At 41.1% G+C, this 23,192-nt stretch carries 19 protein-coding genes; 12 read left to right on the top strand and 7 right to left on the bottom strand.

Going from position 1 to position 23,192, the window contains the following annotated elements; all coding sequences use genetic code 11:
• The first annotated feature begins 43 nt into the window (after positions 1-43).
• The 9 genes from RMZ43_RS03315 to RMZ43_RS03275 all read left to right on the top strand — a co-directional run bounded on the left by RMZ43_RS03315 (position 44) and on the right by RMZ43_RS03275 (position 12,582).
• On the top strand, positions 44-421 hold the full coding sequence (locus RMZ43_RS03315) for a response regulator transcription factor (RefSeq protein WP_322654648.1): 378 nt from the start codon (positions 44-46) through the stop codon (positions 419-421).
• Positions 422-425: 4 nt separating this feature from the next.
• The gene (locus RMZ43_RS03310; protein WP_322647399.1) at positions 426-923 is read left to right on the top strand and encodes a chemotaxis protein CheW; all 498 of its coding nucleotides are present in this window, start codon (positions 426-428) and stop codon (positions 921-923) included.
• Positions 924-982: 59 nt separating this feature from the next.
• The gene (locus RMZ43_RS03305) at positions 983-3,808 is read left to right on the top strand and encodes a methyl-accepting chemotaxis protein (protein WP_322654649.1); all 2,826 of its coding nucleotides are present in this window, start codon (positions 983-985) and stop codon (positions 3,806-3,808) included.
• A gap of 194 nt (positions 3,809-4,002) precedes the next feature.
• Positions 4,003-7,005: a hybrid sensor histidine kinase/response regulator gene (locus tag RMZ43_RS03300; RefSeq protein WP_322654650.1), complete on the top strand. Its 3,003-nt coding sequence runs from the start codon at positions 4,003-4,005 to the stop codon at positions 7,003-7,005.
• Positions 7,006-7,500: 495 nt separating this feature from the next.
• Entirely contained in the window at positions 7,501-7,941 is a 441-nt protein-coding gene (locus RMZ43_RS03295; RefSeq protein WP_322654651.1) for a hypothetical protein, read from the top strand.
• Positions 7,942-8,010: 69 nt separating this feature from the next.
• Complete coding sequence (locus RMZ43_RS03290; RefSeq protein WP_322654652.1) at positions 8,011-10,497, top strand: NACHT domain-containing protein; 2,487 nt, start codon at positions 8,011-8,013, stop codon at positions 10,495-10,497.
• A 239-nt stretch (positions 10,498-10,736) separates the two neighbouring features.
• Entirely contained in the window at positions 10,737-10,982 is a 246-nt protein-coding gene (locus RMZ43_RS03285) for a hypothetical protein (protein WP_322654653.1), read from the top strand.
• Between the two features lie 36 nt (positions 10,983-11,018).
• Entirely contained in the window at positions 11,019-11,222 is a 204-nt protein-coding gene (locus tag RMZ43_RS03280) for a hypothetical protein (RefSeq protein WP_322654654.1), read from the top strand.
• Between the two features lie 160 nt (positions 11,223-11,382).
• Entirely contained in the window at positions 11,383-12,582 is a 1,200-nt protein-coding gene (locus RMZ43_RS03275) for a PEP-CTERM sorting domain-containing protein (protein WP_322654655.1), read from the top strand.
• 140 nt (positions 12,583-12,722) lie between these two features.
• Here the strand turns inward: RMZ43_RS03275 and RMZ43_RS03270 are convergent, their stop codons facing one another.
• Entirely contained in the window at positions 12,723-13,007 is a 285-nt protein-coding gene (locus RMZ43_RS03270; protein ID WP_322654656.1) for a DUF427 domain-containing protein, read from the bottom strand.
• 299 nt (positions 13,008-13,306) lie between these two features.
• Here RMZ43_RS03270 and RMZ43_RS03265 point away from each other — a divergent pair, with 299 nt between their 5' ends.
• Positions 13,307-13,474, top strand: coding sequence for a hypothetical protein (locus RMZ43_RS03265; RefSeq protein WP_322654657.1), 168 nt, complete (start codon positions 13,307-13,309; stop codon positions 13,472-13,474).
• Positions 13,475-13,589: 115 nt separating this feature from the next.
• Positions 13,590-13,961 (top strand): hypothetical protein, encoded by a 372-nt coding sequence (locus RMZ43_RS03260; protein WP_322654658.1) that lies wholly within the window; start codon positions 13,590-13,592, stop codon positions 13,959-13,961.
• A 113-nt stretch (positions 13,962-14,074) separates the two neighbouring features.
• Here the strand turns inward: RMZ43_RS03260 and RMZ43_RS03255 are convergent, their stop codons facing one another.
• From RMZ43_RS03255 to RMZ43_RS03245, 3 genes are all read right to left on the bottom strand, one after another.
• A complete protein-coding gene (locus RMZ43_RS03255; protein WP_322654659.1) occupies positions 14,075-16,270 on the bottom strand; it encodes a transglycosylase SLT domain-containing protein in 2,196 nt (731 codons plus the stop codon).
• 451 nt (positions 16,271-16,721) lie between these two features.
• Positions 16,722-17,135 (bottom strand): type II toxin-antitoxin system VapC family toxin, encoded by a 414-nt coding sequence (locus tag RMZ43_RS03250; RefSeq protein WP_322654660.1) that lies wholly within the window; start codon positions 17,133-17,135, stop codon positions 16,722-16,724.
• Positions 17,132-17,428 carry a hypothetical protein gene (locus tag RMZ43_RS03245; RefSeq protein WP_322654661.1) on the bottom strand — a complete coding sequence of 99 codons (297 nt, stop codon included), beginning with the start codon at positions 17,426-17,428 and terminating at the stop codon, positions 17,132-17,134. The genes RMZ43_RS03250 and RMZ43_RS03245 overlap by 4 nt, the downstream gene beginning before the upstream one ends.
• A gap of 259 nt (positions 17,429-17,687) precedes the next feature.
• On the opposite strand from RMZ43_RS03245, the gene RMZ43_RS03240 reads away from it, so the two are divergent.
• Complete coding sequence (locus RMZ43_RS03240) at positions 17,688-18,308, top strand: Uma2 family endonuclease (RefSeq protein ID WP_322654662.1); 621 nt, start codon at positions 17,688-17,690, stop codon at positions 18,306-18,308.
• Here RMZ43_RS03240 and RMZ43_RS03235 read toward each other — a convergent pair.
• The 3 genes from RMZ43_RS03235 to RMZ43_RS03225 form a co-directional block, all read right to left on the bottom strand.
• Positions 18,290-19,564, bottom strand: a complete 1,275-nt coding sequence (locus RMZ43_RS03235) for an FAD-dependent hydroxylase (protein WP_322654663.1) — start codon at positions 19,562-19,564, stop codon at positions 18,290-18,292. The two genes, RMZ43_RS03240 and RMZ43_RS03235, sit on opposite strands and share 19 nt — an antisense overlap.
• An 810-nt stretch (positions 19,565-20,374) precedes the next feature.
• Entirely contained in the window at positions 20,375-21,133 is a 759-nt protein-coding gene (locus RMZ43_RS03230; RefSeq protein ID WP_322646825.1) for a YebC/PmpR family DNA-binding transcriptional regulator, read from the bottom strand.
• A 404-nt stretch (positions 21,134-21,537) separates the two neighbouring features.
• Positions 21,538-23,106 (bottom strand): metallophosphoesterase family protein, encoded by a 1,569-nt coding sequence (locus tag RMZ43_RS03225; RefSeq protein WP_322654664.1) that lies wholly within the window; start codon positions 23,104-23,106, stop codon positions 21,538-21,540.
• Between the last annotated feature and the right edge of the window lie 86 nt (positions 23,107-23,192).

Here is a 23,192-nt window from a genome sequence, read left to right as displayed (position 1 = left end):
AAAATGCTAATATACTTAATTTATTTGTTTAGGAGATTTAATAGTGAGTCTGACTTTACTTGGCACCATTTTGATTGTAGAAGATTCTCCCAGCGAATTAGAGTTAATGAGCCATTATTTAAAAGAAAGTGGTTACAACGTAATTAAGGCAAGTGGTGCAAAAGAAGGTTTAGAAAAAGCTGTATTAGAAAAACCAGATGCGATTGTTACTGATGTAGTAATGCCAGAAATGAGCGGATTTGAATTGTGCCGTTATCTAAGAAGAAATCCGATTACAGCAAAAGTACCAATTGTAATTTGTAGTTCCAAAAATCAAGAAATTGATCGTTTATGGGCAATGAGACAAGGTGCAGATGCCTATATAACTAAACCTTATACTCGTGAACTTTTGCTACGTACTATTAAATCAGTGGTAATTTAAATCAATGACTAGTATAAACATTACACTTCCTTCAAAAGAAACCCAAAATAATTTAGTAGATGGTTATCTGAAGTTTCAGCTAAATCAACAAACTGCTGCTGTTTTATCAATGAAACATACGCAAGAAGCAATTATTGTACCTATTGAATCTGTAACCTCAATGCCTAATATGCCCTCCTGTATATTAGGATTAATGAATTGGCGGAGTCGGATAATTTGGGTTGTTGATTTGCCACGAATGCTCAATTTAGAATCTCTAGATTATCGACTGCGACAATACAGTGCAATCATTATCCAAGTAGAATCATTGGTGTTAGGTTTAGTTGTGCAAGAAATAAAAGGTACGACTAAGTTTATCTCTGATGATATTCATTCTCCTATAGGACAAGTAGCATCTAGTTTAGTTCCTTATTTATGTGGATGCGTTGTGCAACAAGAAGAAATATTACTGGTATTAGATGCTCAGGCAATTGTGCAGTCTGCTATTCTCCGCAGTGATTAGAGTGTATTCCTAAAAAGGATTTTAGTGTTCTTATTCACATAGTCAGGAGAATTACTTTTATGTTTAATAAAACCAATACGAATCAAGGTAGTGGCGCTCAAAATCGAGCATCACTGATTTCATCCCAAAAAATAAATGGTAGTGCCATAAAGCTACCAGTTAAGACTACTAGTGAAACGGCTAATAATTCTTTACTAAATCAGGCTATTGCCTCTTTTACAAAATTCGGATTGGCTAAGAAAGCGACTATTTTAGCGATCGCAATCGGTACAATACCAGTATTGGGCATCGGTGCGATCGCTTTTAGCTTTGCCAACAAATCAATTACTAAGCAAATTACCCAGTCTCAACAAACTGAAGCCATTGGGTTAAGTGATAAAGTTAACCGTTTCATGTTGGGACGGTACGGAGATATTCAGGTAATATCAAGTTTACTTTTTTTGACAAGTCCCCAGGCTAGTGTAAGTATCACCACTCAAGATAAACAAGCAATCTTAGATGGAGTTATCAAAGCCTACAAAGCTTATGACAGCGTTGCTGTTTTTAATCGCCAAGGTAAGTTGATTGTCCAATCCACAGGCGAACCCCTAGACAACCAAAAAGACCGTACCTACTTTCGAGAGGCTTTACAAAAAGATACTCCTATTATCAGTAAACCTGAAGCAGCAAAAAATACTGGTGTAGTGAGTATTTATATAGCTGCACCTGTGAAAGAGATAAGGACGGGCCAAACCATTGGTGTGGTAAGGGCACGAATGCCCGTAAAATCTTTAGAGGAAGTCATCAAAAACTACGTAGCTAATGGGCAACAATACCATTTGCTTGATGCTTCGGGAACAGTTTTCTTGAGTCCCCAAAAGGAATTATTAGGGAAAGAGGCAAAGGCAGAGTATTCTAATTTACCTAAACTGGTAGCAGCCAATAAGGTAGATAGTTTTATAGAAGTTCCCAAAACTGGCAAAAAAGAAGAACTAGTCAGCTACGTACCAGGCACTAAGTTAGATGGCTTACCAGATTTAAACTGGCAAGTACTTTTATCTACAGACACAGCAATTGTATTTGAGCCGCAAAGACAATTGTTGTGGATTATAGGCATTGGCACAGCAGTTACAGCATTGATTGTAGCTGCGATCGCATCTCGGTTAGCTAAACTTACTACACAGCCAATTTTAAATGCGACTGCGGCATTAGCAAAGCTTGGTCAAGGTAAATTTAATACCCGTCTGGAAATCGAAAGAGAAGACGAATTAGGGGTATTGGGTGCAAACATCAACCAGATGGCCGAACAATTGCAAGTCTTAGTTAAAGAACAAGAACTAGACGTTGAAGGGGCAAAACTACTAACAGATATTACCCTGCGAATTCGGAAAATTCTCAAAACTGAAGATATTTATCAAGCAGCAGTAAAAGAAGTTCAGCGATCGCTAAAAACAGACCGGGTAATCATTTATAGTCTAAATCAAAATTCTAGGAATGGCGTTGTCGTTGCTGAATCGGTAACTGATAATTGGCCGGAAATGCTCGGAATCAAAATTGACGATCCTTATTTTCGGGAACGTTATATAGAAACTGATCAGTATGGACAGGTGCAAGCAATTGCAAACATTCATCAAGACCAAAGCCTGAAAAATGCCGTCGGTTACATCCAACTTTTGGAAAAATTTGCTGTCAAAGGTAATTTGATCGTACCAATTCTTGCCCAAGGACAGCTTGTATCCTTATTAATTGCTCATCAGTGCGAAACTCCTCGTGTTTGGCAACAGCCGGAAATTGACTTGTTTCAACAGATAGCAACTCAAATCGGCTATGCCTTAGAACAAGCCAAGTTATTAGAAGAGATACAATCCAGGAATGTTACAGTAATCGGTTCTGGCGACGAACTGCATCAACAAGAAACACTGCAACAGCAACTTTTACAACTGCTCAATGAAGTAGAAGGTGCAGCCAGAGGCGATTTGACTGTACGTGCAGACGTGACGGCTGGGGAAATAGGTACTGTTGCCGACTTTTTCAACTCCATTGTCGAAAGCCTGCGGGATATTGTTACCCAAGTTCAAGCAGCTGCTACCCATGTTAATACTGCCATTGGCTCTAACGAAGGAGCTATCCGCCATTTAGCAGAGGAAGCACTCACCCAAGCTGCTGAAATCAACCGCACCCTTGATGCTGTTGACCAAATGACCCTATCTATGAAAGGTGTAGCCGAAAGCGCCGAAAAAGCTGCTTTCGTTGCCAATCATGCGGCTCACACCGCTACTAAGAGTGGACAAGCGATGGATTTAACAGTACAAAACATCTTGTCTTTGCGGAAAACTGTGGGTGAAACTGCTAAAAAAGTGAAACGTTTGGGAGAATCTTCGCAACAAATTTCTCGCGTAGTTTCGTTGATTAACCAAATCGCTATTCAAACTAACTTATTAGCCATTAACGCCGGTATTGAAGCAGCGCGTGCGGGTGAAGAAGGTCAAGGTTTCGCCGTAGTGGCTGAAGAAGTCGGCGAACTAGCTGTTAGAAGTGCCGCAGCAACCCAAGAAATTGAACAAATTGTTGAAAATATTCAACGAGAAACCAGTGAAGTGGTACAGGCGATGGAAATAGGTACTAGCCAAGTTGTAGAAGGAACTCGAATTGTGGAGGAGGCTAAACAAAGTCTGAGTGAAATTTTAGATGTATCGCGTGAAATTGACTCGTTAGTGCAGTCGATTTCTACTGCAACTGCATCTCAAGTTGAAACATCGCAAAGTGTTAGCCAATTGATGAAAGATATCGCTGCTGTATCACAACGCACTAGCGATTCTTCTCGTCAAGTTTCCGAATCTCTACAACAAACTGTAGAGATTTCCCATCAGTTACAAGAGACTGTCGAGGCTTTCAAAGTTAGTTAAGTTTGTCATTTGTCATTTGTCCTCCGTGCTTTGCTATTTGCTAGTGACCAATGACTTTTATTATTTGTCCGTTGTCATTTGTCCTACCCTGCGGGAAGCCGCTAGCGCGTCTATGTCCTTTTACTAATGACTAATGACTAATGACCAATGACTAATGACTAATGACTAATGACCAATGACTAAGGACAAAAACTATGTTACAAGACAAAGAACTAGAAATCCAGATGCAGTTTCTGGAAGAAGCAATTGATTACTTAAATACCTTAGAAGGGGTATTACTAGAAATCGATACTAGTAACCGCATAGATTTAGATAAAATCAATGCTGCACTCCGGGCCGCTCATTCTATCAAAGGTGGCGCGGGGATGATGGGATTTAAATCGTTAAGTGATTTAGCGCATCGTCTGGAAGATTCTTTTAAAGTTTTAAAAACTAAAAAAAATTCTCTCGAAATTGATACTCAGTTACAAAGTTTATTGCTATCTGGAGTTGACTGGCTGCGTCAAATTGTCGAATTGCTTGCACAAGGAAATGTTGTCGAAGATGCGTGGTTAGCAACCTTTTGTTACCCAATTTTTGATGAGTTACACGATCGCTTGGGTGATCCCACCCCTGAAGATGCCTCAACCATGCTATCTCCAGAAGATGGCCAAGACGTTATCTCCTTGTTATTTGGCACCGAAGTAGAAGAGTGTTTGCAGCGTCTAGAATCTATATTGGCAGATAGCGAACAGCCGGGATTACATGAAGAAGTTGTGATCATGGCTGCTGAATTGGGCGGTTTGGGTGAAATGCTCCAGTTGGCAGCTTTTACCAAGCTTTGTGAGTCAGTAACGCAGCAATTGGAAACTGTTAGCAGTTCGCACATTCCCGAAATTGCCCGGTTAGCATTGCAAGCATGGCGGCGATCGCAAGCTTTGGTGCTGACAAATCAACTAGATAATTTACCTACAGAACTTGACTTCAATAGTAGTGATACGCCATCTCTGCCACTATTACCAGCAGAAGTAAAACCACATATTGCCACAGACACAGAAGTAGTCTCAACATCTGTTTGGCAACCAGAAAACATTAAAGAAAATTGGACTAATCATGAAGCAATTGCTGCTAGTTTTACATTTGCAGATGTAGAATTTGCCGATGATATTAATGCTGTTAATGTCACAGAGCATAATACAATATTTTCTAAAGAAAATAATCCTACCGATGCCAAATTTAGTGAAGGTAAAGGAGAGCAAAATGCCGTTGCTAAAGAGCGAGAAACTCATGAAAATAGCGTCCGAGTTCCCAGCAAACAACTAGAGCAAATTAATGATTTATTTGGCGAACTGATTGTCCAACGAAATGGGTTAAACTCGCAACTAGAAAGATTACGTAAACTAGTTCGGAACTTAAATCAGCGAGTCCAAGTTCTCGACCGCGAAAACCAGGAATTACGTATTGCTTATGACAAAATTTCCACTCAAGCTGGGGTGCAGGTGCAAGTTGAAAATAACCAACAAGCACAAGGCATAGAGAGGGAATTTGATACTTTAGAAATGGATTGCTATAACGATTTAAACCTGCGATCGCAGGAAGTTATGGAAACCATTGTTCAGGTACAAGAAGTAACAACTGACGTTCAACTCAGTGTAGATGATACAGACCAAATTGCTCGTAAAATAAATAAAACATCCAAACAGTTACAAACAAAGCTAAATCACATCCGAATGCGGCCTCTGTCTGATTTAATTGAACGTTTTCCTAGAGCCTTACGCGATTTAAATGTAGAGTATGGGAAAAATGTCCAGTTAAAAATTGAAGGTGGCAATACTTTAATTGAACGCAGCATTTTAGAAGCATTAAACGAACCTTTAATGCATCTTTTAAGGAACGCTTTTGATCATGGTATAGAAGACTCTAGCACCCGCCGCCTTCTGGGTAAACCAGAACAAGGATTAATTGAAATTACAGCTACTCACCGCAGCAATCGCACCCTGATTACTATCCGAGATGATGGTTGGGGTATTTCTTTAGAGAAAATTCGCACCCGCGCTTTAGCTATGGGATTAGATGCTTCTCTACTCGCTAATGCTAGTGATGAAGAACTATTATCACTAATTTTTGAACCAGGTTTTACCACCTCCGAGCAAGTTACAGCATTATCTGGCCGTGGTGTCGGTATGGATGTAGTTCGTAACAACCTCAAATTGATTCGAGGAGATGTGAAAGTTGATACGGAACCAGGAGTTGGTACTACCTTCACCTTATCACTACCATTTACCCTTTCCGTGGCGCGAGTTCTGCTGGTAGAAATCAACAAAATGCTATTAGCATTTCCCACAGATGTCATTTCAGAAATATCCTTACTCCAAGACGAGCGAGTTTTCCAAATGGCAGGTAGCGAAGTTCTAAATTGGCAAGGAAACATGCTACCACTGATTCGCCTGACTCAATATTTAGAGTTTAATTGCCTACGCTACGATCGCTCAGAGTTAGAAACTCCAGCAGCAATTAATGCTAACAGCGTCTTAGTAGTTAAAGGTAATAGTCAGCCAGTCGCAATCCAAATAGACCGTTGCTGGGGTGAACAGGAAGTTGCTATTCGCCAAGTGGAGGGAAATATACCTTTACCTAAAGGCTTCAGTAATTGCACAATTCTTGGTGATGGTCGAGTAGTGCCACTAGTTAATGTCAATGAGTTGCTCTATTGGATTGCTACAAATCGGCAAACTCCCAAAGGTACTCAATTACCATCAGCAAGGTTAAAGACACCGTTCTTAATATTTGATGAAAACAAAGTATCAGCAGCCTCTATTAAGCAGAAAGGTACAGTTTTGATTGTAGATGACTCAATTAATGTTCGCCGCTTTTTAGCACTAACTCTTGAAAAAGGAGGGTATCAAGTAGAGCAAGCTAAAGACGGTCAAGATGCCTTAGAAAAACTTCATAGTGGATTAAAAGTTGAGGCGGTTATTTGTGATATTGAAATGCCTCGCCTTGATGGCTATGGCTTTTTAGGCAAGATAAATTCAGATGTTGATACAAAAAATATTCCAGTTGCAATGTTAACTTCTCGGAGTAGTAATAAACATCGGCAATTGGCGATGCAATTGGGAGCGCAGGCTTACTTTTCTAAACCTTATAACGAGCAAGAATTACTCCAAACCCTGGAGGAAATCATTCGCAATGTAGCGGAAAAGGGCGCGTCTAATTGAGAATTCATAATTAGTTTGATATATTTTCGTAGGGTGTGTTGGCCTTTGGCGTAACGCACCATTTGTTTTATAGTGCCTTGGCGATTAAAATCGCGGCTATACGAGACTTTACCCGCCTGCGCGGGTTATATCAGTAATAATTACCCAGCTTTTGCGTAATACTATTTGTATTAATTTAAATAATAGACCCCTTGCATAAATCAAGAATAAGAACCCCACCCCGCTAAAGCTACGCTTTGTCTCCCCTCCCCGCAAGCGAGGCTGCGGTGTACATACAAGTCCTTCTTACCCCCTCTAACTCCCCCTTGGTAAGGGGGAGAACCGGATATTTCCCCCCTTGACAAGGGGGGATTAAGGGGGGTAAATCCAGGGTTTGGGTTTCATTGCCAAGATGTGTGTACACCATAGCCGCAAGCGAGGAGGGGGTAAGAGTGTGGTGTTAGGGATTTTTACAAGAGGTCTAATTTCTATGTCAATTCAATTTGTAGTGAATTTATGGTGACTGTAACACTGACGGCTGTTGCTACTGCGATCGCAACTACACTTTGGACTAAAGCGCAGGAGAAAATCGGCGAAAACCTTGGTGATGCCACATGGACGTTAGGTGGTAAGTTAATCGGATTACTCCGCCAGAAAAATAAATCGCCATTACTCACCAGTGCTGTAGAAGGAAATGAACCGCAGCGTTTAGATTATGGTCAAGCAGTGCTGGAACTAAAAGCAGCAGCAGAACAAGACCCAGAAATTGCTCAAGCTGTTGTGGAAGTGGAAGCAGCAGCAAAAGCAGAACCAAAACTCACTCAAAAAATTCAAGAAATCGAAAATACTCTCAAGTCTCAACAGCCAACTATTCAAAATCTGACGCAGCTAGCAGAAAAAATTGGGGTTGTAAATCAAGGACAGATAAATAACCAAACTAATAACTTCAACTTTTGACTACAGTCGTCTCAAGGGGAGGATGGGACAAAGTTAACTCCCGATGACTGGCGTAAAGTCTGCTGTGAAATGCTTGCAGAACGGCGGAAGCTGACTACAAATCCTCTGACATCAACTGAAGGAGTCGCCCTGCAAGTTGATGATGTTTACGTACCACTGGGATTAGTTGAGCGCAAAAAAGTATCTAAGCCTCAAGGTGATATTTCTCCAAAACAGGGGTCAGAACTGTACAAGGAGACAGAAATCACCAAAACATTTGAGCATGATGCTTTTCTTGAACAAGTTCTCATACAGAAGAACACGCCTAAAAGTCAAGGTAAGCGAATTGCAATCATTGGCGAACCAGGAGCAGGAAAGACAACACTATTACAACAGATTGCTGATTGGGTATCTCATGAGATTGACCAGTCGATTGTCATTTGGGTATCTTTAGCAGATTTGCGAGAGAAGGAACTAAAATCTTATCTGTTCGAGACTTGGTTAACTCAGGTCGCACAGAAAACAGGTAAAGCTGAAACCACTGAGCAACTAAAGAATGATTTTGTTGCTCTATTTAATCAAAATAATGTGTGGCTGCTGTTAGATGGGTTAGATGAAATGTCGGCATCTAATCCTCTCACAGAAATTGCCCGACAATTCCGTGAAGCAGGGTTCATTTCTCAAGCGCGAATCGTGCTGACTTGTCGGGTTAATATGTGGGATGGCACCATTAATGCACTTGATGATTTTGATACCTACCGCAGTTTAGATTTTTCTTATCCACAACAGGTAGAGAGATTTATTCATAAATGGTTCGCCACTAATCTAGAAAAGGGGGAGCAGTTATGCACTGCTTTGAAAGAATCAGGTAAAGAACGGATTCAGGATTTAGTGAAAAATCCTCTGCGGTTGACGCTGCTGTGCTTGAATTGGCAAGCAGGAGATGGCAAATTACCGGATACCCAAGCAGGACTTTATCAGCAATTTGTTGATGACTTCTACAAGTGGAAAAAAGACGAATTTGCTACAAACTTTGACCAACGTCAGCAACTAAATGTGAAATTGGGCGAATTAGCTAAAGCAGCAATAGATAAAAAAGCAACCCGTTTTCGCTTGCAGCAGGATTTTGTTAATCAGTTTTTGGGTGATGCTGATGATGAAAATTCACTGCTGAAATTGGCACTAAATCGCGGCTGGGTGAACTGTGTAGGGATAGATACAAATAGAAAACCTGTTTACGCTTTCTTTCATGCTTCATTTCAAGAGTACTTTGCTGCTAAAGCAATTGATGATTGGCATTTCTTTCTCAACCATGTTCCCAAAAATCCTAGTCAAGGAACTTATCGGATCTTTGAGCCGCAATGGAAGCAAACAATATTACTTTGGTTAGGGCGAGAAGAAGAAAACCTCAAACAGCAAAAGCAACAGTTTATCGATGCTTTAGTAAACTTTAAAGACAGGTGTGGTCAGTGGGGCATAAAAGATGTAGAGAAAGGTTTTTATAAGTATCAAGCCTACTTTTTAGCAGCCGCAGGAATTGCCGAGTTTAAAGATTGTTCTCAAGCAGATGAAATAATAGTGCAAATTGTTCACTTCACAACTAATAGTCTGAGTTCAATCGAAAAGAAAGCTAGGTCAGCACTGCAACAAATAGATCGTACAAAAGCGATCGCAGCCTTGGTGCAACTGCTGCAATCAAAAGATGCGGACACCCGTAAGCTGGCAGTAAAAAGCTTAGGGATAATCGGCACAGGCAATGAAAAAGCGATCGCCGCTTTGGTGCAACTGCTGCAATCAACAACTGTGCATAACTACACCCGTTTGCTGGCAGCATCAAGCTTAGGGAAAATCGACCCAGGCAATGAAATTGCGATCGCTGCTTTAGAGCAACTGCTGCAATCAACTACTGTGACTGACTACACCCGTTGGCACGCAGCATCAAGCTTAGGGGAAATCGACCCAGGTAATGAAATTGCGATCGTCGCTTTGGTGCAACTGCTGCAATCAACTACTGGGGATTACTACACCCGTAGCCTAGCAGTATCTGACTTACGGGCAATCGACCCAGGCAATGAAAAAGCGATCGCCACCTTGGTGCAACTGCTACAATCAACTACTGTGGATGACTTCACCCGTAGCGAGGTAGCATCAAGCTTAGGGACAATCGACCCAGGCAATGAAATTGCCATCGCCACCTTGGTGCAACTGCTGCAATCAACTACTGTGGCTGACAACACCCGTAAGCGGGCAGCAGAAAGCTTAGGGCAAATCGGCACTGGCAATGAAAAAGCGATCACCGCTTTGGTGCAACTGCTGCAATCAACTACTGTAAATGACGACACCCGTAGGCAGGCAGCATCTGGCTTAGGGACAATTCTACAGAATAATAAGCATCACTTTGCGGTAGTCAAAGCTTTAAGTAGTTATTGGCAATTGAATGATGAGTGCTACAGTTTAGCCTGGAGATGCGCCCAAAATATGCCCTACCCCGATTTCTATCAAGCTTGGCATCAGCGTAATGTTGTTACTCGTGCGATGCAAAGCTTAAAAAAAATCCTCTTCACAAGAATAATTTAAGTACTTTGCAGCAGCAACGTTAAAATGACGTTCCCGTGGTAACAAAAACTTGTTTGTTCGTTACCAACACAAGTTGTTTCGTTCAGAACGCTTATCCGTTGGTAATGAAAACTTGTCTGTTCGTTAACAACACAAGTTGTTTCGTTCAGAATGCTTATCCGTTGTTAACGAAGACTTGTCCGTTCGTTAAGAACACAACTTGTTTCGTTCAGAACGCTTATGTTTTCGTGACAAAACTTATGCGATCATTAACAACGCTTAAGCAAAGCTTATCAATTAACTTGTTTCGTTACCAGAGCTTATCTATTTGGGGCAAACGCTTATGCGATCACTACCACCGTCTGAAAGCATCCTCTAAAACGATCGCAAATAACGATTTCTACAATGGGCTACGCCTACGTGCAATTTTGCTTCTGCCAATTTTCGCACTATATTATCATGATTGTGGAAGCGCGATCGGGTCAGCTTCGGATACTTTAGATTAGCTCACACAACTGCTGCACAAGTTTCAGAGGTTTTTTATGAACAAGAGAGTAACAGTTGTATTTGACGGGGGTGTTTTGCGCCCAGATGTCCTTTTAGATTTAGCACCTAACACGCGTTATGTAATTACAATTCAAGAGTTCAAAGAAACATCATCATCAGGCGATGCTTGGGATGTGCTGGAAGCGATCACGGGAACTATTGACGCACCAGAGGATTGGTCTAGCGAACACGATCATTAAAGGCAAGATTTCACAGGTTTATGAAAATTATTCAATTAGATTTTGAATTTCTGAGTTATCAAAACCCGCTTTGCAAATTAAATTTAAACATTATGATGTATCTATGTAATTGTACAAGTGGCTTTTTTATTTTTTGACAAATTAATACGAGGAGTTTTAGGTGACAAAAAATAATACAAAAAAGGCTGTCGCTCAAGCTATTTCCACAGCTGTTGCTCTGGGTTGGGTAATAATGCAAGTGGAATCAGCACAAGCTGCTACGTTGACAGTTAACAATCTCAATGACAGTGGCGTTGGCTCATTGCGAGACACCATCAACATCGCAAATAACAATGACGTACTAGAGTTCTTACTAGAAAGTCATCCCAGTACAATTAGCCTAACAAGTGGGCCACTTGCGATCGCTAAAAACCTAACTATTAATGGCCCAGGTGCTAACTTACTTACCATCAGTAGTAATAATCACTTCCCAGTGTTTGACATTAACGCCGCCGATGTTACATTTTCTGGGCTAGCGATCGCTGGTAGTTTCAATGCTTACAATTCTAGTAACCTAACCTTTACCAATAGCACTGTTAGCAGCGACAATTTTAAAATAGATAGTAACTTAAGACTTATCAATAGCACTATCAACAGCAACAATATTGAGATTAATGCTGGTGATGTGACGCTCACTGATAATAGTCAACTAGTTAGCAGCAACGATATTAAGATTAATGCTAATAATGTGACGCTCACTGATCATAGTCAACTAGTTAGCAGAAATGATTCAGGAGCAGCAGGCAGTATAACTGTTACAGCTAGTGAAGCTATAACTATTACAGGCAGTGATGTTTTACCGACAAAAGTACCCGAACCAAGCGCAATCGCTGCTGGTAGCAATCATTCAGGACTAGGAGGCAACATAACTATCAACTCTGGCGCTTTGATATTGAGACCCGGTGCTACTATATCCAAACCAGTACCCAAACCAAGCGCGTTAGCGAAGCTCGCCGTAGGCATCGCTGCTGGTAGCAATCATTCAGGAGCAGGAGGTAACATAACTCTTAAAATCCCTGACCTTCTTATATTGAAACCAGTACGCAAACCAAGCGCGATGGCTGATGATAGAAATAATTCAGGATTAGGAGGCAACATAAGTATCAACTCTTCTTTCATAATCGCACCACCTAACGAACCAAGCGAGATCGCTGGTGATAGCAATAATTCAGGAGCAGGAGGCACTTTAACTGTTACAGCCAGTAGCATTTCGCTGACAAAAGTACCTGAACCAAGTGCGATCGCTGGTAGTATACTTGCTGGTAGTCTGGCTTGGCTAGCGAAGAGAAAGCAAGGAGCGTTTCGCAAGGCAAAGATATAATTAGATATTAAAATCAATCTACAAATAGTTTAAATAATTAGCCCGCGCAGACATGAGCCTGAGTGGGCTAATTATTTATGGGCAATTAGTCAGACATAATATCAATGTCCCTGAAACTAAAATACTTTCAGGAACCTGTATCAAGCCTCAATTTTTACACCTTTCCAAAATGCCACATAACCCTCAATATTCTTAGCTTTCTCCTTGGCGCTGGGATAATACCAAGCAGCATCTTTGTTGATTTGCCCATCAACGTCGATACTGTAATAGCTAGCGACACCTTTCCAAGGACAAGTACTGTGGGTGCTACTGTCTGTGAAGTATTGCTTGTTAATGCTGTCAGCAGGAAAATAATGGTTGTTTTCCACAACTACGGTATTATCGCTCTCGGCTAAAACTGCGCCATTCCAAATTGCTTTCGGCATAAGTGAGTTTGCAAATAAACTATACACTTAACATTTTGACACGATCGGCTTATTTTATCCTCTTTAATGGCTAACTGATACCATTCATCAGAGCTTCAAGCAAATGGTCAGTAAGGTTTATAGAAAATTTTGCCATGCCACTATTAATTGGTATCACTTTTGTTTATCAAATTAAAAATTAAAAGTATTTGTTTATCTTATGAATATTTCCTAGCATATTGCTATGGAAACTTAATTAGCAAAAAATGAATTTCAGTTTAGAACTGAAAGGGAAAAACATGTATAAGAAGATTAATTTAATGCCCAAAATCACTAGCGCTCATACAGCCAAAAATAAAGAAAATGACGCATCAATGAACACAGCCGTCAACTCTGACATTTTATCTAGCTATTCCAAGAAGGTAAATTATCTCCAATCCTTTGATACTGCGTTTATTGCATATCAGATGATGGGTCTGAGTGAGTAGTTTTGATTAAATAAAAGTTCAGAATCTAATAACTTGATATCAAGATTCTAAGATTGCTAAAAAATCAGGTTTTGTTACTAGGTAAAACTAATTAACCTAGCTCAAGGAGAAAATTATGAAAATTACAAATTTGATAAATTCTGCACTTATTGTTGCTTGTATTGCTTTTGTACCTGTAATTGTTGACGCTCAAACAGTTAATAACAACAACAGTGTCGGACAAATCAACAGAGATTCGCCTAAAACCAGCTATCTTCAACCTTTCAATATTGCCTTTCTAGCTTATCAAGGTGCTTTCAAAGAGCAGGGTATTCCCAGTGCAGGTAATTTGATATTTCGATTTCAAACAGGAAAGCTGACAGCCAAAGATGTGGTTCAGGCTGCTATCAAGGCTAATAAGTTACCAGCACAAGTTTTGAACGATGAAGGTTATGTTAATGCGGTCGAGTCGCAGTTCACATCAATGATCAATGGTAGTAATGATTGATATAGGTAGCTAAGTACAAATAAAAACTCCACGCCACTTGCGGGATGGAGTTTTTAGGCAGGGAGAGAGTAATCAAACTCACGTATCCAACTTGAGCATCTCATTGGGCAAAATTACTGCGTCGGCAATTTTGGGTGTGTAGTCGAGTACTTTGCTACGACTCCAGAAATCTCTGGGTTGTAAAGTCTCAAATAATTCCAATAGTTGCCTAATACTTGCCGCACATAATTTTTGGTTTCATCAAAGGGAATTTGTTCAACAAACTCATCTGGATCTTGTGTAGTTTGAGTTTGCAGCCATTTGGAGACATTACCAGGGCCAGCATTGTAACTGGCGATCGCTAACAGTGAGTTATTGTTATATTGATCGTGGGTATGACCCAAATACCATGTACCCAGCATGATATTATCGTTGGGATTTTCTAGATTTATGGTTTTGATATCTACCTTGATTTGTGGAGCAATCCATTTAGCTGTACTCGGCAACACCTGCATTAAGCCAGTAGCATCAGCGACGGATTTGATTTTTGGCTCAAACCGCGACTCTTGACGCATCAGAGCAGTTACTAGCAGAGGATTAAGTTTACGCTCAATAGACCACTTTTCAATCTCTCGCAGATAGGGAAATGGATAACGTGCTTGCCAGTAGCTGATCTGTTTGCTCAAAGCCTGATATTGGGCAACTTCTGATGGTATTTCTCGATCTTCCAATTTAGAAATTGTATCAATTCCGATGAGATTATCTCCCCTTGCCAGTCGCATCAACCCTTCGGTAAATTGCTCTGCTACAGTTGGCTGAAGTTTATTCTGAAATTCTGTCTGCCATTGTAACCAGGCATCGCGGTCTTGACCCAGCAGATATAATTCTTTGAATGTCTCAGAACCAGCAGGCGGTACTGAACGCTGGGGTGTGATTACTTCCGGGTTCATGACGCGCACATTGTCAAAGTTGCCAACATTCAGCCCCAGCATGTTAGCGGCTCTCCATGCATAGTATGAGTATGGGAACTGGCTAATCACATACTCATAAGCAGTTTGAGATTCTTGCTGTTTGCCTAGTGAAGCTGCCCATTTCCCTACCCAAAAGCCAGCTCTTGGAGCCAAAATACTGTTGGGGTTGTTGTTGACAATTGGTTCTGCCCATTGCCAAGCACCGACGTAATCTTTAGCATTGGCTTTACCTTGGGCGATTTTCCAACGATACTCTGCCGCTTCATCAGAATTGCCGTATTTGGCTATGAGTAATTGCCACGCCTGGCTAGCTGACTTTTGATTATTAGTGGCTTGGAGAATTTTAGCTTTTTGTACCAGTGCAGTACTAGCTTGTTTGGGAAATTTACTAATTACCTGCTCAAGATAAGGTAAGCCGTCTTTAGGTGTTTTTGCGGTTTCTGCTAGTCGTAGTAGTGCAGTTCCAGCTTCTTCACTGTTGGGAAATTGCTGTACTAGTTGTTTATAGGTAGCGATTGCTTTTTCTTTATCTTTGCCCCCAACCTGTAACCCTCGTGCGATACGGTAGAGGTTACGCGATGTTTTCGGTGCATTGACATAAGCATTAGCGGCTTTGAGAAATTGACTATTTTCCCAATAGCCTGTACCAATTAGTTCCCAGTCTTCGGGTTTGAGGGTAGGCTGTTTTACTAGCTGATCCAAAACGCCCACTATGCCAGGTTGATCATAGGCATATTTAGCCAAAATCAATTGTAATTGTGGCTGATTGGGATTTGCTTGCAAGCGTTTACGAATGATTTCCCAAGTCAGAGGGTTGGAAGGAAATTGAGCGATCGCTATTTCTTGTTGTTTCGGTTGGGCAATCAGATATAGTGCTTTGACTGTGGCCGCTTCTTTGGGATACAGTTTCAACACACTTCGTCTAAGATCCGAGGCTTTGCCGTCCTCGCCCAAGATATCTTGTGCCTGCGCCTGTTTAAGCAGAATATATGGTGCGAGGAGCGGATAGTCTCTATCTAGCCCGTCTAGTAAAACCAGCGCTTTTTTCGCTTGGGTTCTTTCAATGTAATCACTCGCCAAAAGATAACGAGCGCGATTTCGGTCTAGCGATCGCGACTGTCCGGCAATTTCTGCTAGTTTTGCCGCCCTTTCTGGCAGAGATTGTGACACCAGTGGAAAGACGGCTGATTTAGCAATGCTACCCTCTGATGTTTGCTCTGTTTGATTTTGACTCAGTTTGAGCCATTTCCCCAGAGACTTGCCAATCTGAGGTGCTGATACCATTGCGCCAGCTAAAAAGGCAAACAGTGCCGCACCCGCAATTATCGAAATTTGCTTTTTCTGTAATTTCTTCAGCATGAATACTCGCTGAAAAGTTCCGGTGAATTTCTTGAAACTTTAACACTCTTAACCATCAGTGTTACCAATTTTTAGTTTTAGATTTTTAATTTTATGTAGAAAAATACTAATTTTCAATCCTACTGTTGGCAGTAATGAGTAATTAACACATATTAGATACTATTGCATCTATCTTTGGTATGTCATAACAGTTTAGTTAAGCAATTTTTCCGTCTCTTTCTTCTCTCTGTGTTCTCTGCGCCTCTGTGGTAGCCTGCGGTAAGCCGATGCAGCGTCTATGCAAAAAAAAGACTTTGACAAACAGGAGTAAAGCGATCGCTGACAAAATACTACTATGCGTAGGCGTAGCCGGCCGTAAGCATGGTTTTGATAACAATTGAGTTATGCTGCGCTGCTACTAAGCTGCTGGGAGCAAATCATCTAACTTTCAAATTTTTCAATAGCACGATTCTCATTCAGGAAATAAAATATCAAAGCCTTCCTGAGAAAAGTGTTTATCATGGGTCAAAACCTCGATAATTCCCAATTGCTGCATGGTGTTCATTGAGATGCAGTCAGTTAGGCTGTAACCTTTATCAAGCCGATTCTCATACAAAGTTAAACCAGCCAAAAAAGATTCGTGAGTTTGTTGTTTAACCTCAATATCTGGGCTGTCCAAAATATCTCTGACTAAATTGGCTTCTCTTTGCCGCAACTGAACACCTGACTTTGAGTAAAAAGCAAGCAGTTCGACCAGAACTTCGTCTGTAGTGATCAGTTTGCAAGGCTCAAGCTGCTTGAAAGCCTGTCTAACCCTTCTGTACCAAGCATCTGCTGGATTAACAAATGCTATCCAGTAAAAAGTATCTGCAAATATGAGCCTCATGCCTCAATTTTTGGAGTGCCGTAAATATAATGGTCGTGTTGCTCTGCACCGTCCGATGGAAGCTTGCTGAGTTCTTCTTCAGGGATATTTTTGACGAAATCTTCTGCAATTTGCCAAATAGACTTTCCTCTCTCAGGAATCTCCTTCGCTTGAGTATTGTCTGGCTGGGGAAGTTTTGGATTTACCTCCGTGATCCCACTCAATTTCTGAGCCAAATGAGCAATTAGTTTTAATTGTTCCTCTGCTGAAAGATTTTCTGCTTGTTGAATTAATTGAGCTAACTTGGGAGACATTGTTTCTTCCTCTGTCTTTCAATTTCACTATTCGTTCTCAACACCCTGAGAACTTCAAGCAAATCAAAGATTATATTGTTGAATAAAATTTGGCCTAATAACTAGCGTAGGTGTAGCCCGCTATAGGCATTGCTTCCAAAATACTACTATGCGATCGCCGAAATAACAAATAGAGTCGCCGATATAAGCGTGGTGAAAAAGCTGTCCGCAGTCGCCTAAATTAGAGATAATACTTCCAAAGCAATAACTTTTAAAAGCCATGACTCAAGCCATACCCAAGCTAGTAACCTTTGAGGAATTTGTCGATTGGCTATCCGAAAATCGAAGAGTCCGCTACGAACTACATAAAGGAGAAATTTTTGAAATGGCGCAACCAGTAGGGGAACATGAAGATGTTAAAGGATTTTTGACAATAAAGCTTAGTGCTTTAATTGACCGATTAAACCTTCCTTACACTATCCCCAACCAAGTTATAGTTAGACCTCCTGAAAAAGATTCTGGTTATTTCCCTGATGTGTTAGTGCTAAATCGTGCAAATCTGGCAAACGAAAAATTATGGAAAAAAGAATCTACCGTTAGTTTGGGTGCATCAATACCTTTGGCAATTGAGGTTGTATCAACCAACTGGCGGGACGATTATTATTTAAAGTATGCTGATTACGAAGAGATGGGTATCCCAGAATACTGGATTGTCGATTATGCTGCCTTGGGTGGACGTAATTTTATCGGCAACCCTAAACAACCGACAATCACTGTGTGTAATTTAGTTGATGAGGAATATCAAATAAGTAAGTTTCGAGATAATGAGCGCATTATTTCCCAAACTTTTCCTGAATTAAATCTTACCCCAAACCAGATTTTTCAAGCTGCTGTGGTGTAGCGTTTATGTTTTGCTAATTCTGGAATCCGTCCCTTCAAACCGATCATCAACTTCAGCATAAAAGTCTTTAATACAGGTACTCGCTGCAAAAACCATAAACCCAGGCGACGCACCAATACTACAGGTAAGAAGTTATTAGAAAACATCCGATCTAATAAATCGGTGAAACCTAAAATTGTCAGGTTTTCCAGCTTGCGCCAGCGTTCATAACCTTTAAGAATTTTAATGTCACCAATATCTTTACCCGCTTGGTGCGCTGTTTGGATTACTTGCGCCAAAGCTGCTGCATCCCGAATCCCCAAATTTAAACCTTGTCCGCCCACAGGATGGCAATTGTGTGCCGCATCACCAATTAATGCCAGTCGGGGGAGAACATAGCGATCGCTTTGCATGAGTTGTACCTGGAATACAAAGCGATCGCCTAGTAATTCCAATTTCCCCATCTGATCGCCATAGCGACGGGTAAGTTCTCTTAAAAATTGCTCATCATCTAAAGCACATAAAGCTTTTGCTTCTTCGTGAGGGGCTGTCCACACAATGCGGCAACGGTTCCCCGGTAAAGGTAAAATCGCAAAGGGGCCGCTAGACCAAAATCTCTCGTAAGCGGTGTTGTTGTGCGGTTTTTCTGGTTTGACAAATGCCACGATGCAAGACTGCCAATATTTCCAGCCGGAGGTTTTGATACCAGCAGCTTGACGAATTGGCGATCGCGCCCCATCTGCTGCTATCAGTAATTTGCTGCGAACTGAGTATAACTGATCGGCAACTTTAATATCTATCGCTACTATATCTTTGTTGTATTGCGTATTTACCACTTCAGCCGGACATAGATAATTCACATTTGCACAATCTTGGACAAACTCTTGCAAAGGCTGCAATAGCGCTTGGTGTTCCGCCACATAACCCAATGCTGTATCTATATCATTTGTGGTAAATTCCACCACATTGGGATAATCGGCATCAGAAAGACGAACTCGGTAATATTTGGCTATTTGAGGCAACATTTTGTCCCAAACTCCAATTCCTTGGTAAATTAGCGACGAAAGCTGATGAACTGCATAAGCTTGCCCTTTAGCTACGGCTGCTGATGCCACTTTCGCTTCAATCAGCAAGATACTCAAGCCAGAATCTTTTAAAGCAGAGGCTAGAGTTAACCCAATAATCCCACCGCCGACAATTACCAAATCATATTCATATCCCCGCAAGTCTGGCGGTGTTGGTTGAGGGGAAATTTGCTCAAGCTGCGTTATGGTCATTGTTAAGTTAAGTTACAGCATCTTAACTCTTATTTTGACGCGATCGCGCCCTCTTGAGCAAGTTAATAAAAAAAACCTGCTGATTGATAGGGATTTCAGCAGGGTTAAATAATACAATTACACTTTCGGAGAAACCAACACTAAACTTTATCGAAACAGAATTCAGGAGTCAGGAGCCAGAATTCAGAATGAATTTTGAACGAAAGAGTGGATGAATCCAGAGGTTTAAGACTCCCACTAAATCTGCATATTTAGTAGTCTTTAATCTGTGGCTGGTCTGAATTCCCCACTGATAGCGCAGCGTTAGCGAGTCATCGAGCGTCTTCATTCTGACCAAAGGCGGAGCGTCTCCGGCTCTGCTCCTAAGTTTTGACTTCTGAATTATTCTTCAATACAAAGCTATTAGAAACTTTTACAACTAATAGTAATTATTTATGAGTTATCTTTTTAGCATGATGCCTGTGATGTTTAGTATGATGAACTTTAGCACTTTTTACGTTACTATGATGGACAGTTTTAGCTTGAGCTTGAGATGCAAAAACGGTTACAGGTGCAGCAAAGATTAAAGCCAAAAGTAAAGCTTTAGCGAACTTATTCACTTGGAAATCCTCATCAGGTAATCAACAACTTAACTATCCAATAGGCGTATGTCATAAGTTTGTAATTGATATGAATCTTTCGTGTCTATTTTTACGTTCGTAAAAAATAAGACTTATGTGGAATATTTGCTAGCATTTCCAATTACAATGTAAAATTTTGGACATCATCCAAAGAAGTATTATTTGGCTATGATGGCTGTGTGAATTTTAATTAAGAAATGCTCAAAGCCATCAATTCTTCTGCTACATCAAAGTTAGCTGTGACATTTTGTACGTCATCCAAGCTTTCTAGAGTATCAATTAACTTGAAAAGCGATCGCGCCTGATCTGGATCGGTAACTTCTACACTATTACTAGGAATCCAACGCAATTCGGCATCAGTTACCTTAAAGCCTTGATTTTTGAGTGTCTGGCTAAGGGTTTCTAAGTTGCCAATGTCTGTAAATACCTCAGCCATCTCATCTTCAGTCATCTCATAAGACTCAGCACCGCCTTCGAGGGATGCTTCTAAAAGCTGTTCTTCGTCAACCACACCCTGCACTATACAAACGCCTTTTTGGTCAAACATCCAGCTAACGCAACCTGTTTCACCAAGATTGCCACCATTTTTACTAAAAGCAACACGCAAGTCAGCAGCAGTGCGATTGCGATTATCTGTGAGGGCTTCGATTAAAATTGCTACACCACCAGGGCCGTAACCTTCGTAGCGAATCGCTTCAAAAGTAGCATTATCACCGCCAAAAGTGCCTGCACCTTTAGCGATCGCTCGTTCAATATTATCATTAGGAATACTCGCTGCTTTTGCCTTGTCAATTGCCGTGCGAAGTTGAAAATTCAGCGCTGGATCTGGTACGCCACTCCTAGCCGCAACGATAATCGCCCGCGATAATTGAGTGAAGGTTTTTCCCCTTTTTGCATCTACTACCGCTTTTTGGCGCTTAATATTTGCCCATTTACTATGTCCTGCCATAATCTGAAATTATCAAAACTCTATTTAAGATTAAAATATAAACGCTTGCAATAACCATAGCTTTAGATAATTGTGCAACTTTGAAGGTGCGATCACATTCTGTTTAGAGACTTGCAAAAAATAAATTATTCCAAATTATTTGTAGATTTGTAAGGTGGCACAGCAGCTATGCTACCTACTCTACAATGGAATATTTTTTAACTGGAAATCTTGTGAAGAAGGCAGCTATGCTGAGAGCAGAAGGTAGCAATATGGTGTGCGCCTCACAACCCACACTAATTGCAGTCCACTTGTGGCAGAGATTTTGGTGGGGGACTTAAACCCAAGTTCGCTCCGGTCACGGGCTTCTTGGTAGGAATCAGAATTCCCTTCTGCCTTCTGCCTCCTGCCCTCTGCCTTTCTTGTTAAATCACAAATGGTTCAAGTTCGCGCTTATACCATTTATCTTCAACCCGTTCAGTAATAAGTGGTCTAATGACAAACTTGGGTGGACTACCATCTAGAACATCAATCCGCACACATGAGTAAGGCAGGCGGTTTTGTAAATTATAATCATGACGACCTACAAAAAGCTTTGAATCGGCAACTTTCCGAGTGGGTTTACCTGCAATATCCTTAAAAGTCTCCATCAATTCAGTCCCCTCTCGCCTTTGATAGCGGGGACGATGACCACTACCACCAGAGATAATGCAGTTAATGTGGGAGTCAGCAAATCCGGTGTCAGTTGTGCAAAGATGCTCTAAACAGTGAGCGTGACCGTTTAAAATCAAATCCACTATGGGACGTTCTTTAACTAGAGAACAAAGAGTTTCTGCCACTTGTTCAAACACCCAGCGCAAGCGGTGACGAACCGCCAAGGTTTGTGCTTGATTCCACTTGGTAGCTTCTGTGACATAGGGTGGATGGTGGAAAAAGATTACACGTCCGCGTACTTCGGAGGTATTCCAAGATTCGATTAGTCTGCTACGCAACCATTCGAGTTGTTCAAAATCGATCGCAGGCATTTTATGAGATGCCAATTGTTTCTCAATGTCGATTTTGATTTCGTTTATTTGGTCTAATTTGGCGCTAAGTTCATCAATTTGTTCCGCTTCAGTGGGTTTATCGGGGTTGAGGCAATCATATATTCCCAATATCTGCAATTCTTCTCGATCTATTTCCTGGCGACGCTTTTGCAATTCCCGGCGATAAATTTCCCCCTCTTGAGTTGCAGGTAAGGGTGATGGTGTATTGAAGGTATTAGAATCTAGTGCGAAAAAATCAATCCCGCCATAACGAAAGGTGTAATAACGATTGGGTAAACGAGTAAACTGTCCAGGTTTGTAACGCAAACAGCGCCCTGTATCAGTCTTAGCAGTGTAGTGTTGATCTAAATGACGTTCTAATTCTGGGGAAGACATCGCCCCTGTATAGTCCATAAATGCCCGTGCATAAGCATTACCTTGATACGATCCATGCCAGCCAATCTCAACATCTTTGTAGCGGAACAGGCGACGCAATGAAGATGTTGTTCCAGTAAATAAACGATACATCAACGGCACATCGTAGTAATCATGATTACCTGGTACTGGCAAGAATGGCAGATTAAACACCATGCGATCATAAGGAATATTTTTCGGCTTGTCGCCACCGACAAGAAATTCCCGGTAAGGTTCAATAAAGTTTGTTGAATAATACTCTTGGGAACCCACCACATAAATTACATCACCTGTGTGCAACACAAAACTGCAATCATCGCGGTGAGAAAGCATTAGTTCAGCAACTTTTCGTTGGGGATGTTGCCGATAATGCGATTGAGTGCCGGAATCACCGATAACCATAAAGGAAAATTCTGGACTATCTTCTCTGCGATCATCAATAACTATGCTGGTTTGATCGATTCCCCGTTGCACAAAACTTGGATGCATCCACCGCACCCGTTCCTTCATCTTTTGAATTTTTACAGGAATCGGTGGATCGGAAATCAATTTCATGGCTGATAACTCTTAAATGCCTAATGCATAAGCCGATTGTAACGAAATAATAAGGAGTAGAGAGTGGGGAGTAGGCAGCAGGGGAA

The organism is Nostoc sp. CmiVER01, from assembly GCF_034531135.2.
GTDB lineage: Bacteria > Cyanobacteriota > Cyanobacteriia > Cyanobacteriales > Nostocaceae > Nostoc.
The sequence above is the reverse complement of the archived record's forward strand: the minus strand, read 5'-3'. Positions and strand labels throughout refer to the sequence as shown.

What these genes read in the sequence shown, in the direction of transcription:
- RMZ43_RS03310 (WP_322647399.1), top strand. Translation starts at nt 426, where the DNA reads ATGACTAGTATAAACATTACACTTCCTTCAAAAGAAACCCAAAATAAT.
- RMZ43_RS03305 (WP_322654649.1), top strand. Translation starts at nt 983, where the DNA reads ATGTTTAATAAAACCAATACGAATCAAGGTAGTGGCGCTCAAAATCGA.
- RMZ43_RS03300 (WP_322654650.1), top strand. Translation starts at nt 4,003, where the DNA reads ATGTTACAAGACAAAGAACTAGAAATCCAGATGCAGTTTCTGGAAGAA.
- RMZ43_RS03295 (WP_322654651.1), top strand. Translation starts at nt 7,501, where the DNA reads ATGGTGACTGTAACACTGACGGCTGTTGCTACTGCGATCGCAACTACA.
- RMZ43_RS03290 (WP_322654652.1), top strand. Translation starts at nt 8,011, where the DNA reads ATGCTTGCAGAACGGCGGAAGCTGACTACAAATCCTCTGACATCAACT.
- RMZ43_RS03285 (WP_322654653.1), top strand. Translation starts at nt 10,737, where the DNA reads ATGCGATCATTAACAACGCTTAAGCAAAGCTTATCAATTAACTTGTTT.
- RMZ43_RS03280 (WP_322654654.1), top strand. Translation starts at nt 11,019, where the DNA reads ATGAACAAGAGAGTAACAGTTGTATTTGACGGGGGTGTTTTGCGCCCA.
- RMZ43_RS03270 (WP_322654656.1), bottom strand. Translation starts at nt 13,007, where the DNA reads ATGCCGAAAGCAATTTGGAATGGCGCAGTTTTAGCCGAGAGCGATAAT.
- RMZ43_RS03265 (WP_322654657.1), top strand. Translation starts at nt 13,307, where the DNA reads ATGCCCAAAATCACTAGCGCTCATACAGCCAAAAATAAAGAAAATGAC.
- RMZ43_RS03260 (WP_322654658.1), top strand. Translation starts at nt 13,590, where the DNA reads ATGAAAATTACAAATTTGATAAATTCTGCACTTATTGTTGCTTGTATT.
- RMZ43_RS03255 (WP_322654659.1), bottom strand. Translation starts at nt 16,270, where the DNA reads ATGCTGAAGAAATTACAGAAAAAGCAAATTTCGATAATTGCGGGTGCG.
- RMZ43_RS03250 (WP_322654660.1), bottom strand. Translation starts at nt 17,135, where the DNA reads ATGAGGCTCATATTTGCAGATACTTTTTACTGGATAGCATTTGTTAAT.
- RMZ43_RS03245 (WP_322654661.1), bottom strand. Translation starts at nt 17,428, where the DNA reads ATGTCTCCCAAGTTAGCTCAATTAATTCAACAAGCAGAAAATCTTTCA.
- RMZ43_RS03240 (WP_322654662.1), top strand. Translation starts at nt 17,688, where the DNA reads ATGACTCAAGCCATACCCAAGCTAGTAACCTTTGAGGAATTTGTCGAT.
- RMZ43_RS03235 (WP_322654663.1), bottom strand. Translation starts at nt 19,564, where the DNA reads ATGACCATAACGCAGCTTGAGCAAATTTCCCCTCAACCAACACCGCCA.
- RMZ43_RS03230 (WP_322646825.1), bottom strand. Translation starts at nt 21,133, where the DNA reads ATGGCAGGACATAGTAAATGGGCAAATATTAAGCGCCAAAAAGCGGTA.
- RMZ43_RS03225 (WP_322654664.1), bottom strand. Translation starts at nt 23,106, where the DNA reads ATGAAATTGATTTCCGATCCACCGATTCCTGTAAAAATTCAAAAGATG.